At 69.0% G+C, this 13,874-nt stretch carries 13 protein-coding genes and 1 pseudogene; 7 read left to right on the forward strand and 7 right to left on the reverse strand.

Annotated features, from left to right (window positions below; genetic code table 11):
• The 4 genes and pseudogenes from ABZ622_RS38365 to ABZ622_RS38380 form a co-directional block, all read left to right on the forward strand.
• Nucleotides 1-196: hypothetical protein (locus ABZ622_RS38365; protein WP_360551483.1), on the forward strand; the 196-nt coding region annotated here is incomplete at its 5' end.
• Nucleotides 160-312: pseudogene (locus tag ABZ622_RS38370) on the forward strand (transposase); the annotation flags it as partial. The gene ABZ622_RS38365 and the pseudogene ABZ622_RS38370, both read left to right, overlap by 37 nt.
• Nucleotides 313-368: 56 nt before the next feature.
• A complete protein-coding gene (locus tag ABZ622_RS38375) occupies nucleotides 369-1,187 on the forward strand; it encodes a GNAT family N-acetyltransferase (RefSeq protein ID WP_360551427.1) in 819 nt (272 codons plus the stop codon).
• A gap of 120 nt (nucleotides 1,188-1,307) precedes the next feature.
• A complete protein-coding gene (locus ABZ622_RS38380; protein ID WP_360551479.1) occupies nucleotides 1,308-1,529 on the forward strand; it encodes a transposase family protein in 222 nt (73 codons plus the stop codon).
• A 418-nt stretch (nucleotides 1,530-1,947) separates the two neighbouring features.
• Here the strand turns inward: ABZ622_RS38380 and ABZ622_RS38385 are convergent, their stop codons facing one another.
• Both ABZ622_RS38385 and ABZ622_RS38390 read right to left on the reverse strand, forming a co-directional pair.
• Nucleotides 1,948-4,236, reverse strand: coding sequence for a M28 family peptidase (locus ABZ622_RS38385; RefSeq protein WP_360551429.1), 2,289 nt, complete (start codon nucleotides 4,234-4,236; stop codon nucleotides 1,948-1,950).
• Between the two features lie 269 nt (nucleotides 4,237-4,505).
• Nucleotides 4,506-5,132, reverse strand: coding sequence for a GNAT family N-acetyltransferase (locus tag ABZ622_RS38390; protein WP_360551431.1), 627 nt, complete (start codon nucleotides 5,130-5,132; stop codon nucleotides 4,506-4,508).
• An 80-nt stretch (nucleotides 5,133-5,212) separates the two neighbouring features.
• On the opposite strand from ABZ622_RS38390, the gene ABZ622_RS38395 reads away from it, so the two are divergent.
• The 3 genes from ABZ622_RS38395 (at nucleotide 5,213) to ABZ622_RS38405 (ending at nucleotide 8,559) form a co-directional block, all read left to right on the forward strand.
• A complete protein-coding gene (locus tag ABZ622_RS38395; protein ID WP_360551433.1) occupies nucleotides 5,213-6,436 on the forward strand; it encodes a saccharopine dehydrogenase NADP-binding domain-containing protein in 1,224 nt (407 codons plus the stop codon).
• A gap of 42 nt (nucleotides 6,437-6,478) precedes the next feature.
• Complete coding sequence (locus ABZ622_RS38400; RefSeq protein ID WP_360551435.1) at nucleotides 6,479-7,306, forward strand: alpha/beta fold hydrolase; 828 nt, start codon at nucleotides 6,479-6,481, stop codon at nucleotides 7,304-7,306.
• 335 nt (nucleotides 7,307-7,641) lie between these two features.
• Nucleotides 7,642-8,559, forward strand: a complete 918-nt coding sequence (locus tag ABZ622_RS38405) for a PaaX family transcriptional regulator C-terminal domain-containing protein (RefSeq protein WP_360551437.1) — start codon at nucleotides 7,642-7,644, stop codon at nucleotides 8,557-8,559.
• Nucleotides 8,560-8,998: 439 nt separating this feature from the next.
• Here ABZ622_RS38405 and ABZ622_RS38410 read toward each other — a convergent pair whose 3' ends face one another.
• From ABZ622_RS38410 to ABZ622_RS38430, 5 genes are all read right to left on the reverse strand, one after another.
• Nucleotides 8,999-9,883, reverse strand: coding sequence for a methyltransferase (locus ABZ622_RS38410; protein WP_360551439.1), 885 nt, complete (start codon nucleotides 9,881-9,883; stop codon nucleotides 8,999-9,001).
• A gap of 88 nt (nucleotides 9,884-9,971) precedes the next feature.
• Complete coding sequence (locus tag ABZ622_RS38415; RefSeq protein WP_360551441.1) at nucleotides 9,972-10,313, reverse strand: thioredoxin domain-containing protein; 342 nt, start codon at nucleotides 10,311-10,313, stop codon at nucleotides 9,972-9,974.
• 98 nt (nucleotides 10,314-10,411) lie between these two features.
• Nucleotides 10,412-11,422, reverse strand: a complete 1,011-nt coding sequence (locus ABZ622_RS38420; RefSeq protein ID WP_360551443.1) for an NAD(P)/FAD-dependent oxidoreductase — start codon at nucleotides 11,420-11,422, stop codon at nucleotides 10,412-10,414.
• Nucleotides 11,423-11,553: 131 nt separating this feature from the next.
• Nucleotides 11,554-12,057, reverse strand: coding sequence for a hypothetical protein (locus tag ABZ622_RS38425; RefSeq protein ID WP_360551445.1), 504 nt, complete (start codon nucleotides 12,055-12,057; stop codon nucleotides 11,554-11,556).
• A 13-nt stretch (nucleotides 12,058-12,070) separates the two neighbouring features.
• The gene (locus ABZ622_RS38430; protein ID WP_360551447.1) at nucleotides 12,071-13,618 is read right to left on the reverse strand and encodes an NAD(P)/FAD-dependent oxidoreductase; all 1,548 of its coding nucleotides are present in this window, start codon (nucleotides 13,616-13,618) and stop codon (nucleotides 12,071-12,073) included.
• Nucleotides 13,619-13,874: the final 256 nt, after the last annotated feature.

The following is a 13,874-nucleotide window of genomic DNA, read 5'->3' on the forward strand; positions in this document are numbered from 1 at the left end:
GCACGACGGGGGGTCCGGACCGCCGGTCCGCCTCTACGGCGGAGATCTGCGCATCCGGGGCGACCTGGACTCCGAACGCAAGCCGCCGCACTGGCCGGCCCATGTGATCGTCGACGGGGATCTCATCATCGACGGCGGCCTCGACTGGGGGGAGGCCGCCGCAGATGGGTCATCGAACGCACCATGTCCTGGCTGACCGGATACCACCGCCTCAACCACCGCTACGAGCGCAAACCAGGCAACTACCTGGCCTTTCTCGGACTCGCAGCCGCTCTCTGCTGCTACAAACGGCTCCTCAAACTGACCATGTAGGACACGGTCTAAACCCAGAGACACAAATCTCATGATTCACATACGATCGCGCATGGTTGATACTTTTCGTCGGCTTCGCTGACCCGCTTCGACGCAACCTCGACCCGAGTGTGATCAACGCCTCTCGACCGCCTCGAGCAGAAAGCACCGGCATGTTCTCCACCGTATTCACCGACCTTTGGCTCTCCCCCTTCGCTCACGGAGAAGCCCTCCACCATGACGACGCGTTCGTCGTCACCGTCAACCCCGACCTGAGCGAGGACAGTCGTCTCATGGTGCTGGAGACTCCCGACGGGAAAGTCTCTGTCGCACTGACACCCGCGATGGCCACGGCGGGCGGTCTCAAGCCGACGGAGAATCTGAGCGAAATGCTGTTCCGCCGGAAACTCGCGCAAGCCGGGATCACGCTGCACGGGGCCGACTACCTCTTCGCCTACCTGGACAAGGACAAGAACCAACTACTGCGGGAAGCGACAGGCGACGGCATTCGGCAGCTGACCGCGCAGGACGAGGAGGTTTTCGCCGCTTTCCGGGCCTCGTCATCCGAACAGGACATGGACGATGCGTACGTGGAATTGGGCCACTGGGCCGTGTTCGGAGCCTTCGTTGACGGTCGTCTCGTCTGCGCCGCGAGTATGTACCCCTGGGACGACTCGACCGTCGCGGACCTCGGCGTGCTGACCCTGCCGTCTCACCGAGGGCAAGGGCACGCCCGCCGCGTTGTTCGAGCCATCTGCCGCCATGCCGCCGGGCAAGGGTACGAGCCCCAGTACCGGTGCCAACTCGACAACACCGCTTCTTCAGTGCTGGCCAAGTCGGCCGGACTGTCCTTGTTCGGCAAGTGGGACGTCGTGTCCACGGAATCCGCAGTCTGAGCCAGACGGCAACTCGCGCATTCATGGTTCTTCAACACCCTTCCCCAGCCGTGGCAGGGTGTTGTGAGCGTCGGCGCGAAGCACCGACCGGTCTTCGTCGGCCGTCTCCCGGCCACGCTCGTGCACCTTCGCCATGCCGTCACGCATGATTTTCCGGCCTGCTGGTTCGGCGTCGGCCGCTCGACTGTCACCCTGGCCATCGGCGAGGTACAACCCCTGCTCGCCGGGCGCGGGCTCACCATCAGCCCCGACCCGTGGTGGAGATCCTCGCGGATGTCGGCTACCGGGGTCCGGGTGCTCAGACCGGCGGACGCTGTGGTGACGCCACCGCACCGCAAGTAGCAGCCAGTTCCGCCATTCGGCCATGCCAACGATGACCTTGTTGTTGTCGCTGGTGGAGATGGTCTGCCGGGAGGCCTCGGCGCCACGGACCCGGCCCCCTGAAGTCGTCGCCTTCAAGGGCTCGGCCTCACGATGGGCTCATGAGACCGAGCCTTGCCCTGCTCCTGCTCCCTGGCGCCGAGGAAGGCGGCAAGCTCTTCCGCCTTCTCGGTGATGACCCGGACCTTCTCCGTGTGCCGTTCGGGTCCTGATCCATGAACTTGAGAGCGTGCTTCCCGCTCACGCGTCAGCGCCAGGAACCTTGACGTACTGCCCCGGGTCTCCCGGATCCTGAGAGTCCACCGCGCCCCGGAACCGGACTGTCGCGATGCCCGCGAGAGCGGATGGACCTCCGTGGTGGGCCTTTCGTGCGGCGTGGTCAGATCCGGAAGGTCCGTACGACGAAGGTCTGCCCGGCGACCGACGGCCAGCTCGCCCAGCTCTGGTCCGCGGCCAGAGTGGGCGCACCGACTCCGCTCGGCAGGCCGGCCGCAGTGGACACTACGCGGATCGGCAGGGGGCCCTTGCCGCGGATGCGGACGACGACGTCGAGGCCGTCGGCGGGCGGGGCGGCGTAGTCGAAACTCCAGCCCCAGCCGCCCCCCGGTCGCTTCGGTCCGCCGGTGAGCTTCGCACCCTCGACAGTGGCGTCGAGGATCCGGTGGGCGCGGGTGTCGGCGTGTACGGCGATGGTGTGGGCGTCTGCGGGCCCCTGGATACGGACCCGGCCCGTACGTACGCCGTCGGCCTCGGTGCTTGAGAGGTTCGCGGTACGCGGTGTGTCCAGGGGGGCGGCCTTGGCCGCCCCGTTCGCGAGCACGGCATCGTCCAGCGCGGGGACGCGGTCTTCGAAGCGAGTCGGCTCGCCGGTGAGGAGCTTGCCGACGGTGGGCTGGGATGAATCGCCGTCGCTGACCCAGGTGGCCTTGCCCGTGTCGGACTCCAGGACGTAGCCGAGGCTGACCGGCCGGGGTTCCTCGGCGTTGTAGCCGTCGAGGGCTGTGCCCACGACCATCGTGCCCACACCTGCCACCGTCACCGCGAGCATCCCGGCGGTAAGCGCACGACGTGGAGGAAGCGGCTCCAGGAGGCTCAGCAGTACCGCTGCGAGCAGTGCCGCGAGGACAAGCGGGGCGGCGATGAGCGACAGCCCCAGGGCGGGCAGCAGCAGAAGTACGACCGGTAGGACGAGAGCCACGACCGGTACGGCCGTCACCGCTCCGGCCACCGCACGCCACGGGGAGTCCGCCCGTGTGCACCGCAGCGTCACCGCGACGACTGCCACTCCGATCAGCGCCGGCCAGGTGAAGAGGTAGGCGCCCTCGGGCAGGGCCACCGCGCAGACCACGGCGAGCATCGCGAAACAGCCGAGCACACCCACCACCATGTCCAGCGGCGAAGCGTTGCGGCGGGCCCAGCGGTACCAGGCGACGAGCAGCACCAGGAGCAGCAACGCTCCGCCCCACGCGTACCGGCCAAGGTGGTGGACGCTGCCCTCACTGAGCGCGAAGTCCGGCCGGGCCAGGCTCAGCGCCGACCACCCGGCCAGGCCGATGACCGCCGCACCGATCAGTGTGAGAGGGAAGCCCAGGGCGGCCCGTCCGGCCCCGCCGGGGGTCAGACCCCGGCTCCGGCCGAACCACAGCAGCAGCGGCACTCCCAGGAGGGCCGTCGAGGCGAGCGGCAGGGCCAGCCATGCCGGGTAGGAAACGATTGTGCCGAACAGGGAGAAGTACGTGGCGTCCGAACCGCTCTGCGAGAGGTCCGTGCCGCCGAGATGGCGGACCGCTCGGAGCGCCGCGTCCCCCATGTCCTGCACACTCGCGGCATCGAGCCGGGAGATGCTGTCGTGACCGGTGTGGTAGTGCGCGGAGCCGTCCATGAAAGCGAAATTGAGACCGCGCATGGCGGCCTCGTCGAAGACCGTCAGGTCGGTGTCGTTGGGCAGCTGGTCGTAGATCGCGGCGGAGAACGACGTGGTGACCGCACCGGAAGCCTTCACGGCGGAGGTGAGACCGGTGCCCGCCATCTGGAACATCATGACGGGCCCGGACGTGCCCCGGCCCTCCATGTTCACCACGACGGTCTGCCGGGGAGCAGCGGCCCGGTACGTACTGGCCTCCGCGTCGACGAAACCTCGCGCGCCGAGCAACCCGTGCTCCTCGCCGTCGGTGAAAAGGATCTCGACGTCGTTGCGGAGCTGGGCTCCGGTCTTGAGGACGCGGGCGATTTCGAGGATCGCGGCGACGTTGGAGCCGTCGTCGCCGACGCCCGGGGCGATCGGCACGGAGTCGTAGTGGGCGACGAGGAGGACCCGGCCGGTGGGCTTCTTGCCGGGGAGCGTGGCGTGGACGTTGGAGACGGAACCGACGATGGCCGGGCTGTCTGCGTCGGAGGGGGCGACCCGGGTCTGGACCTCGGGCCTCAGACCCAGCTTTCGCAGCTCACCGACGAGGTACTCCCGTACGTCCGCCTGCGCGGCCGAACCCGCCGGGTGCGGGACCTTCGCGATTCCGTCGAGCTGCGCGACCGCACGGGCCGCCGAGAAGTCACCAGTGGGGGCGGAGGCCGGCCGGGGCTCGGAGGTACGCAGCGGCAGCATGGCCGCGATACCGGTGAGGATCAGCAACAGGAAGGCGGCCAGGGCCGGCACTCGTCTGCGCATCATGGTCGGAACCTGCACGGATATACCTCATAACGGGAGTGGGTGGGACAGCGGGCCGGTACGTGCCGGGGCTGCCGTATTCGATGGCGACGATCGGCAGCTCGGCGGTGTAGCGCTCCTCAGCACTGTCGCAGCGGCCCGAGCGGGTTGGTGTCCGGGATCAACTCGGAGTCGGTGAAGCAGTTCGATCCGGTCTTGGTGGTCCTGCGGATCCAAGTAACGGGAATCGTCATCGAGTTGCTGCATGGCATGCGTACTCGGGCCGCCCGCGGCTACGGACTGCTCGTACGCCTTCTCAACATGGTCGCGACATTCAGTGGTCCGACGGACAGGCGCCTCTGGGTGACGAACCCGAAGTGCTGGTAGAGCGCCACATTTCCGGGGTCCGCGGTGGTGAGGTAGATCCCGGCCTTGGCTGGTGTGTCGGCCAGCAGACGGTCGAGGAGACGCCGCCCCGCCCCGCGGCCCGCAGCGCCGGGAACCACCCCGATGAACTCCAGCGTCCAGGCACTCTCGGGCGCACCGGCTTCGGTGAGGTCGAGGTAGCGCAGGGTCCGCTGCACGGACCGGGGTCCGCAACGCGCGAGCGTACGGGCCGCCCACTGCGCCTGAGCGGCAGGTGAGAGCCGAGCTGCGGGCGGGGTGAGGACGGCCGCCGCGATGGGGCGGCCGCCGTCCCCGGTCAGGGTGTAGCGGCGCGATCCGGGAATGGTGGCATCGGCGCGCAGGGTCGCGTCGAACCAGTTCTCCCTGGTGGCGGACGAACTGCCGCAGATCCAGGAGGTCGCCGACTCACGGGCAAAGGCATCGGCCAGCACACCTACGCAGGCATCCACGGGCGGGCAGTCGTCGATCTCCGGCCCGTGCGGAGTTGTGTCCGGGAACTGCGGGTCGTTCATGGTCCTCCTTCGACAACACTTGCTCGATTCAAAACCGATCGTATAGCTTTCGATCGTATCGAACTAGAGAGGAAGAGCGAATGAAGATCCTGGCACTAGGCGGACCCGGTGCGATGGGGGCGGTGGCGGTGCGGGTGGCGGCCAGGCTGCCCGAGGTGACCGAGATCGTGGTGGCCGACAAACGCCTTGAAGCGGCCCAGAGGCTGGTACGCCACCTCGCCGGTGCCGGTGGTGCGCCCATGCGGGCCCTACAGGTGGACGTGACCGATGGCTCCGCCCTCCGCGCCGCAATGGCCGACGCCGACGTCGTGCTCAACACCGTCGGCCCGTACTACCGCTTCGGCCTGACCGTGCTGCGTGCCGCAATCTCGACGGGCACGCACTATCTGGACATCTGCGACGACTGGGAGCCGACCCTGCGGATGCTCGATCTGGACGAGGAAGCACGGTCCGCCGGGATCTGCGCGGTGGTGGGCATGGGCGCCAGCCCCGGGGTCAGCAACCTGCTGGCCGCACGCGCCATCCAGCAGCTGGACCACGTCCAGGACCTGTACACCGCATGGCCCGTCGACGTGTCTGGCAACGACCAGGACGACGAGCAGCTGCTCGACCCCGACGGGCGGCCCAGTGCCGCCGCCGTGCACTGGATGGAACAGATCAGCGGGAAGGTGGCCGTCGTCAGCGACGGACAGCTCGTGCACCGACGGCCGCTCCGTCCGGTCACGCTGACCCTCTCCCCCGAGCACTCCGGAACGGCGTACACCGTCGGCCATCCCGAGCCGGTCACCCTCCACCGCAGCTTCCGCCCGACCGGCGAGGCCGCCAACCTCATGGTCATCACCCCGGGCACACTGGCCTACCTGGACGTTCTGCGCCGGGACATCGACGCCGGCAAACTCACCAACGAAACCGCCGCCGTCGACCTGGCCAAACCCTCGGTTTCCCGCGGCCTGCGAGCCGTGGCAGGCGCCATGGGCCTCAAGGGCCCCCGGTCGCTGCCGCCGTTCTTCGCCGCAGCCACGGGTACCCGCAACGGCAGGCCGGTCACCGTCCTGTCCCGCCTCGCCGAGACGTCCGGCATGACCACGCTGATCGACGACATGGCAGAGGCGACCGGAATCCCGCTGGCCCTGGGGCTCGCCCAGCTTCTCGACGGCACCGGCGGCCGGCCCGGCGTACACCCTCCCGAGGCCGTCATCGAACCCGAGCGGTTCTTCCTCGACCTGTCCCACCACCTGCCCCACACCTCCAGCAACGACCACCCCGGCAACTGCGTGATCACCACCGTCACCCCGAGCCGCTGAAACGAGGAGATACCGGTGAAATCACTGGATCCAGGAGTCGGCGTGCATACAGCGGAATTCGTCGAGGTCGGGGGGCTTCGCGTCCGTTACGCGGCGACGGGCGCCGGCCCGCCCGTGATCCTGCTGCACGGACTGGGCCGCAGCCTGGAGGACTGGGAGCCGCTGCGGGCCGCTCTGAGCGGGTACCGGGTGATCGCCATCGACCTCGCGGGCTTCGGGCAGTCCCAGGCCCTGCCCGACTGCAGCCTCGCGGCACTGGCCCGGCATGTCGAAGGGGCCTTGGACGTGCTCGGGGTTCCCTCCGGCGCCCATGTGGTGGGCAATTCGCTTGGCGGAGCCGTCGCGATGCGCCTCGCCGCTGATGCCCCCACGCGGGTGGCGTCATTGGCACTGCTCAACAGCGCAGGGTTCGGCCGCGACGTCACCTGGACCCTGCGCATCCTCGGCCTTCCGCTGCTCTGGCGGCTGCTTCTGCGTCCCCATGCGGACAGCGCGCTGCTGTCGGAGCGCTCCATCTTCTACGACCCGGCCTTCGCCACACCTGAACGAGTCGCCCTGGCACTCGCGCTCTCCCTTCGCGAAGGGGCGGCACGGACGTTCCGGCGCCAGTCCCATGCCCTCGGTTCGTGGCGCGGCGTACGCCGCGGCTGGCGTGAAGGGCTGCTCACCGAGGTCTCCGCGCTCGACATCCCCACGCTCGTCGTCTGGGGCACCCACGACAGGATCCTGCCGGCCACCCACCTCGTGAACGCCGCGACCGCTCTCCCCCGGGCACGCACCCACCTGTTCTCCCGGACCGGCCACATGCCGCAGATCGAGCGCGTCGACGAGGTCGCCGTCATGCTCGGCTCGTTCTGGGACAGGCCATAGGTCCCGAACCACCCCCGGTTCAAGCGAGGAGGCAGTTTCCACGGCACCGCGGGGCGTGACCCGCCTCGACCCCGGTACCCCGGGTGCCTCTACCCGCCTCCGACAGGTGCGACGGCGTGAAGAGGTGGCGCTCCCCCGCGACGCTCGGATCGCCCTCGTGCCGGGATAGCGGCCTGGACGTCGGCGAGGAATCGCCGCGCCAGGACACTGTACGAGCGGCCCGGATACCGTCCCGTGTACACCGAGCGCACTTCTTGGCCGCGCGGCCTGCAGAGGTGCGGCTCGGCACCACGATACGCCGCACCCTTGGACGTACCAGAAAGGCCCGCCACTTCATGACCGACTCGCTCCACACGCCGACAGCGCCCGTCCGGGTCCCCACCCGCATGCTGGTCGAGGCTCTGATCCGTACCGACCACACGGTCGACGCCGGCGAGCTCTACGCCACTGCCGACCTGCTCGGCATGACCGACCAGCAGGTACGTCTGTGCATCAAGCGGCTCGTAGCAGAGGGGCGCTTCGTCCAGGAAGGCAGGGGGCGCAAAGCACTGCTCCGGGCGACCGGCGCTACCGTGCAGGCCCTGGGGCCGGACGTCGAGTTCGTCGCGCACGCTTTCCGGCAGGACACGGGCCTCGCCCCTTGGGACGGCGTCTGGCACCTGGTCGCCTTCGCTGTACCCGAAGACACCCGCACGGCGCGCGACACACTGCGCACCGTTCTCACCCGGCTCGGTGGCGCGCCCGTCCAGGGCGGCCTCTACGTCAGCGCCAACGCATGGGAACCCTATGTCGAGGACGAGGCTCGCCGGCTCGGCATCCACGGCCGCCTCACCCTCCTCACCACCGACGACCTGCGCCAGGGCGATGTACGTGATCCGGCCGCGCTTGCCCGCAGCCTGTGGCCGCAGGACGAGATCGCCGATCGCTATCGGCAACTCGCTTCCGTGGCCGAGCCGCGGCTGCGCCGACTCCAGGACGAGACCGCCCCCTCCTCGCTCCAGCAGCTGACCATCGCGGTCGAACTGGCCGCCGAATTCAGCCATGCGATGGAGCCCGACCCTCTTCTGCCGCTCGAACTGCTCCCCCGGCCCTGGCCGGGAACCGAGGCACGTCGGCTCGTCGCACGGTGCTGGCAGCTCCTGGAGCGGGTGGGGCAGTCCGGCACAGCGGCGGAGCAGCACGTCCGTCTGTTCCGCCTTTACGACGACGCTGTCAGGGGGACCAGGTCCGCGGAGCAGCGCTGCGACGGATGAGCACGGAGCTGGGCACCGGATGGGTGACGCGGGACGTGAGAGCCGTGTACAGGCCGGGCCATTCCTCGTCGTAGGGAATGACTTTGAGCTGCTCGACCGCAGGGGCGCGGTGTACCAGAGGTTGCCCTCTTCCGCGGGCGCACCGGCTGTTGGCCGTTGTTCGCCATCCGATCCATCCTGCTTGTAGGAATCCTGACGAAGCACGCGACCGGGGCCCACCGCGGCGGGCTGCTGGTGGGCGGCGCCGGCCACTCGCGTGGGCGGGTGACCGTCACGGTCAACCGCCTGGGCGAGTGGCCCGCATGGGCCGTATGCAGTCCCCGGCAGGCCATGACGCTGCCGTGAACAAGGCGCTGTTCCGCCGTGCATCTGTCCACCGGTACGTCGGTTCACGGACACTGCCTCAAGGGCTGTTCCGTAGTCCCTGGCGGGACAGCCGCTAGAAGCTGCGGCAGGAGCGGGCTGTGTGGACAGTGGTGGCCGTGAGGTAGAAGGCGTCAGGACGGCCGAGGATGCCGGTGCATGCGGCGCTGTCCATCAGACACTCCAGGGTCGTGCGGTCCTCCGGCTCCAGCCGGTCACCGATCTGATCGTGCAGTCGACTCAGGTGCATCTGCAGATGCTCGCGCGCCGACATTCCGAGCGGTGACGGGAGGTCGGTGAAGAAGCTGCGTGTCCCGCTGGGGATGAGCCCGGCCCGGGCGAGCATGGCCGGCCAGTCCTCCACCGTCCTGACCGATCCGGGCAGTTGGTCGCGCATGTCGCCGAAGGCTTCCTCGGCGGCGGCGTCCAGGCGGGCTTGCAGCCCTGGACGCCCCATGCCGATGTCACGGGGCAGAAATCGCGGGGGCAGCCCGCTTCCCGCGACGGCAACGAGCCCGCCGGGCCGCAGGCAGCCGGCCACGGAGCGCAATGCCGCTTCCTGGTCCCCCATGCGGTGGAAACCGTTTGGGATCCAGATCAGATCCGCGGAATCCGGCGGTCCGAACTCACCCGGGGACTTCCTCAGTCGAGTGACGACCCGGCTTCCTATTCCTTGCGCCACCGCGCGCGAGCGGACCCTCTCCAGGACGCCGGGCGACTGGTCGACAGCGACAACCTCGGCGTCCGGAAAAGTGTGTGCCAACAGACACGTGACCACCCCCGGCCCGCTGCTGATGTCCAGCACCCGGTGGACGGGCGTGCATCCGCCACCGTTGGTCCGCAGCAGATCCCGCAGCCAGTTCATCGTCTGTGCGAGGGCGGGAGCGTGCAGGCCTGCCTCACGTTCCCGGTGCGCCCCCAGCACGTCCCACTCGATGTCCTGATCGTGATGTGCGTTCATGAATCCTCCAGTTCCAGCAGCACGGACGGCGTGCACTACCTGCTCGGCCCGGGCGCCACCGCGCCGAGCAGGTGGTGCACGCCGGGGCTCAGCGAAGGAAGGGGGCGAGGTTCCGTTCCAGGAGGAGCTTCGGGGCGGCACCCGTCCACGCCTTCACAGGAGTGCCGTCGGCGTAGACGACGAAAGCGGGGATCGAGGAGATGCCGTGCCGGCCCGCCAGCCCGGGATCCTCATCGACATTGACCTTGACGACGTCCAGGACACCCGCGTGCTCGGCGGCGACCTGCTCGACGATGGGAGTGACCCTGATGCACGGCCCGCACCACTCGGCCCAGAACTGGACCAGGACGGGCTGCTTCGCCTGCAGCACGCGGGCGGGAAACGTCTGCTCGGTGACACTGTCCACGGAGCCTGCGGACTTTGCCGCCATGGTGAACTCCCCCTTGTTGGTGTGCTCGTGTATGTGTACGGTTCCCGGCCGGCCGGGAACCGCATCCGCCCGGAGCCGGCCGGCGAAACAACCAGGGGTCAGCCGGACGAGGCGGTTCGTGGGACCGGCCGCGGCAAGTGCTGCGGCTCCCGGGACGAAGAGCTGCCATCCTTCACAGCACGCTCGACGTCTTCCGCGACCAGGTCATGGTTGAGGGCGAACGCGGCCGCCGCCCCCTGCCCCGCAGCGGTGATCACGAGCGCCTTCGCATCGGACACGTTGCCGACCGCCCACACCCCGAACACGCTGGTCCGGCCCGCAGTGTCGGTGGTCACCCAGCCGCTGGGGTCCCGCTCGCACCCCAGGCCGGCGAGCAGGGCGTCGCTTGGCACCATGTGCGGGAAGACGAAAACCGCGCAGCGGGGGACGACATGCCCCGCGACCAGCTCGACACCGCGCAACCGGTCGCCGTCCGTCACCAGACGCTTGACGGTCCCTTCGGCGACGACGATGCCGCGGGCGGCCAACTGCTCGCGCTCCTCCGCACCGAGGTCCAGGGTGTGCGCGAAGAAAACGACGTCGTGCGACCACTGCCGCAACAGCAGCGCGTGCCGCACCGCGCCGGGGTGGGTGCCCAGCACCCCGATCGGCCGGTCGCGTACCTCGTACGCGTGGCAGTAGGGGCAGAACAGCAGATCCTTGCCCCATCGTTCCCGCACGCCGGGGATCGTGGGAAGCTCGTCCCGCAGTCCGGTGGCCACCACCACCCGGCGGGCACCGAGAACCGCACCACCGTCCAGCCGGACGAAGAAGCCGGGGTCGATCTCATCCACACGGCTCTCGAACAGGTCCACCCCGTAACCGGCGACCTCGGCCCGCCCCACCGCCAGCAGGTCGGCCGCAGGCATCCCGTCCCGGGACAGGAAGCCGTGCATATGCGCGGCGGGAGCGTTGCGCGGCCCGCCCGCATCCACCACTGCGACCCGGCGACGGGCCCTGGCCAGGACCAGGGCCGCACTCAGACCAGCCGCACCCGCGCCCACAACCACCACGTCGTACGCACCATCGTCAAAAGTGCCGCTCTTCACATTGTTCGTCGTACCGCTCATGGCGATCACCTCCACCCCGAGTGTGTACCGCCGATCAGCAGGCCAGCAAAGAAGGTTGCCATTTTAGCAAAATTCTGCCACCCGGCGCGTACACCGCCGGTATGTCCCGCACCCCTGGCCGCCGGAGTCGATCATGTACGCCCGCGACGGCCGGGCGTGCGCAGCAGCAGGCCGAGCGAGATCAGCCCGGCTACGGCCGCCAGCAGCGTGGACCAGAACCAGAAGTTCACCCAGGTATCGGGGACTGGCAGCAGCAGCACCAGCACGGCTGGATAGAGGATCAGCAGCCGGCGCAACCGGCGCTCCGCGACGAGCTGTTCACGCAGACGCCCGCAGGCTCCCCCGGCCGCCGGGCCCGTTCGCCCGGCGGATATCAGCTCGTCGGCGATGGTCCGCCGCCACGTGTGCACGGTGGCGCCGATCATCGTGAGCAGGAGGCCGAGCCCCAGTAACTGGAACCAGTCGGGCACTCTGGGGCGACCGGGCGTGGTGAACAGCAGCATGGGCACCGAGAACAGGACTGCGCTCAGCGCTTCGGCAGCGAAGAGGCGGGTGGCCGGAGTACGACTCAGCGCGGTGGGGACGATCAACTCCCTGAGCGGGACCCTCCGGCCGCTGTGGGCACGAGGACGCATCACGATCCTGGACTCACCCTTCAGAGTTCCGTGCGGCCCGGCCTGACGGCTGCGGACGCGGTGGGGCGGCGCCCTCCGCCGTCAGCACGTACTGCCGCGGGTCGAAGGCTCGCGTGCGACGACGGAATCGCCATGTCGGTTCGGGCCAGATGGACGTGATACGACCGGTGCGGTCCTGGTACCAGCCGACGCAGCCGCCGGCGGCCCAGACGGTGGGTTCCATCCGGCTCTGCAGCTCCGCGTTGAAGGCGTACTGGGCCTCGGCACGCACTTCCACGGCGGTCAGGCCCCGGCTGCGCATCAGCCGCAGACAGCTGAGCAGGTAGTCGATCTGCGACTCGATCATGTAGATGAGGCTGGTGTGCCCCACGCCGGTGTTGGGACCTGCCATCAGGAAGAGATTGGGGAATCCTGCGACCGTGGTGCCGAGGTGGGCCTGCGGGCTGCCTTCCCAGACCTCGCTCAGGGACCGTCCGTCGGCGCCGATGACCTGCTGCGCGTACGTCGCGTCAGTGACGCGGAATCCGGTTCCGTAGATCAGCACGTCCACCGGGTGCTCGGCGATGGCATCTCCGTCCCGCGCCGCGGCGGTGGGCGCGGTGAGCACCGCATCGTGCCCGATGCTCGTGATCGGATCAGTGACCACGTCGACGTTGGGCTGGCCCAAAGCCGGGTAGTAGTCGTCGGACAGCAGGACCCGCTTGCAGCCCAGTTCATAGTCCGGGGTCAGCTTGGCCCTCATTCCCGGGTCCGCGACCTGACGGTGCAGATGGCCAAGCGCCTCGCGTTGGCCGAGTGCGGACATGGTGCGGTTGCCGAGCAGAGCGGGCAGCGTCGCCTCCCGGGCCAGATACTCCCAGCCGCGAGCCAGTCGCTGCACCGAAGGTGCCATCCGGAACAGACGTTGCTGCCACTGCGGGATGACCCGGTCGCGCCTCGGCGCGATCCAGGGCGGAGTGCGCTGAAAGACCGTCACCTGCCGGGCCGTGCGCTGCAGGTGAGGGACGAACTGAATGGCGCTCGCGCCGGTCCCGATCACTCCCACCCGCTTGGTGCTCAGATCCAGGTCATGCCTCCACCTGGCGGAATGGAACGCCTCGCCGGTGAAGCTGTCGAGCCCGGGCAGCGAAGGAACGGCCGGTTCCGACAGCGGGCCTTGGGCCAGTACCAGCAGCCCGGCGGTGAGCGGACCCGTGCTGGTCCGCAGGTCCCAGCGTTGCCGCTCGGAATCCCAGGTAGCGCGTTGCAGTTCGCAGCCGAGCCGCAGATTCGGCGTCAGGTCGTACTCGTCGACGCAGCGCCTGAGGTACTGCCCGATCTCCTCGCGCGGAGCGAAGCGCCGGCTCCACGCGGGATTGGGCGCGAAGGAGAACGAGTACAAGCGCGAGGGAACGTCGCAGGCGCACCCGGGATAGGTGTTGTCCCGCCATGCGCCGCCGACCTCGTCGGCCCGCTCCAGTATCAGCACATCCCGGTGGCCCTCCCGCAGCAGCCGAATGGCCGTACCGAGCCCTGAGAATCCCGCGCCGACGATGACCACGGATACATTGCGTCCGCTCATGGCATCCCCCTGCACGGGGCCGTGAGCCTGCGGCACGGCCCCCGGTCCGCGCGGAGTCGTGTCCGGGCGCTGTGGGTTGGTCATGATCCTCCTCCATCAACATTCTGCTCGATCTCAAACCGATCGTATAGCATTCGATCGTATTCGATTAGAAAGTATGAGGAACCCGCCATCCGCCAGACCCGGCGGGATCGGGGGGTGGGGCGCGAGTGACGGCCTGGCTGCCCGAAGCGACCGAGACCGTGGTGGGCATGGG

Source organism: Streptomyces sp. NPDC007164, assembly GCF_040634135.1.
Taxonomy (GTDB): Bacteria; Actinomycetota; Actinomycetes; order Streptomycetales; family Streptomycetaceae; genus Streptomyces; species Streptomyces sanglieri.

What these genes read in the sequence shown, in the direction of transcription:
- ABZ622_RS38385 (WP_360551429.1), bottom strand. Translation starts at nt 4,236, where the DNA reads ATGATGCGCAGACGAGTGCCGGCCCTGGCCGCCTTCCTGTTGCTGATC.
- ABZ622_RS38390 (WP_360551431.1), bottom strand. Translation starts at nt 5,132, where the DNA reads ATGAACGACCCGCAGTTCCCGGACACAACTCCGCACGGGCCGGAGATC.
- ABZ622_RS38395 (WP_360551433.1), top strand. Translation starts at nt 5,213, where the DNA reads ATGAAGATCCTGGCACTAGGCGGACCCGGTGCGATGGGGGCGGTGGCG.
- ABZ622_RS38405 (WP_360551437.1), top strand. Translation starts at nt 7,642, where the DNA reads ATGACCGACTCGCTCCACACGCCGACAGCGCCCGTCCGGGTCCCCACC.
- ABZ622_RS38410 (WP_360551439.1), bottom strand. Translation starts at nt 9,883, where the DNA reads ATGAACGCACATCACGATCAGGACATCGAGTGGGACGTGCTGGGGGCG.
- ABZ622_RS38415 (WP_360551441.1), bottom strand. Translation starts at nt 10,313, where the DNA reads ATGGCGGCAAAGTCCGCAGGCTCCGTGGACAGTGTCACCGAGCAGACG.
- ABZ622_RS38420 (WP_360551443.1), bottom strand. Translation starts at nt 11,422, where the DNA reads ATGAGCGGTACGACGAACAATGTGAAGAGCGGCACTTTTGACGATGGT.
- ABZ622_RS38425 (WP_360551445.1), bottom strand. Translation starts at nt 12,057, where the DNA reads ATGCGTCCTCGTGCCCACAGCGGCCGGAGGGTCCCGCTCAGGGAGTTG.
- ABZ622_RS38430 (WP_360551447.1), bottom strand. Translation starts at nt 13,618, where the DNA reads ATGAGCGGACGCAATGTATCCGTGGTCATCGTCGGCGCGGGATTCTCA.